Raw genomic sequence first — 411 nt, 5'->3', positions numbered from 1 at the left:
GTCCTCATCAACGGCGCGGTCCGCAAGTGGAACGGCCAGGTCCTCGACGTCGACCTGCCCGCCCTGCGCGACGAGGTCCACGCCTCGCGGGAGTACGTACTCACCACCCCCGCGGCGGCCTGACCGCCACCCACTGCGCGGGCACTCCCGTCCCCGCTTCACGCGCCGGCTCGGCCCTGCGTGGCGGACTCCTGGTGACGCGTGGCGTGCAGGCTCCCGAGCAGGGCGAGGGCCCGGGCGTCGGGGCTGCCCGGTTCGGCCTGGTAGACCACCAGTTGCTGACCCGACGCGCCGCGCACGTCGAAGGTCTGGAAGGTGAGCGAGAGCCGCCCGACGTCGGGGTGGAGCAGCTCCTTGCCGTCACGGGTCTTGCCGTGCACGGCGTGCGCGGACCACAGCGCGGCGAACTCC

Annotated in this window: 1 pseudogene; it reads right to left on the bottom strand. The window is 73.7% G+C overall.

Annotated features, from left to right (window positions below):
* Positions 1 to 158: 158 nt before the first annotated feature.
* Positions 159 to 411 (bottom strand): annotated as a pseudogene (locus G3I71_RS48860) (transcriptional regulator); the annotation flags it as partial.

Source organism: Streptomyces sp. SID12501 (assembly GCF_010550245.1).
GTDB lineage: Bacteria > Actinomycetota > Actinomycetes > Streptomycetales > Streptomycetaceae > Streptomyces.
Note: the sequence above shows the minus strand (reverse complement) of the source record. Positions and strands in the feature narration are given on the sequence as shown.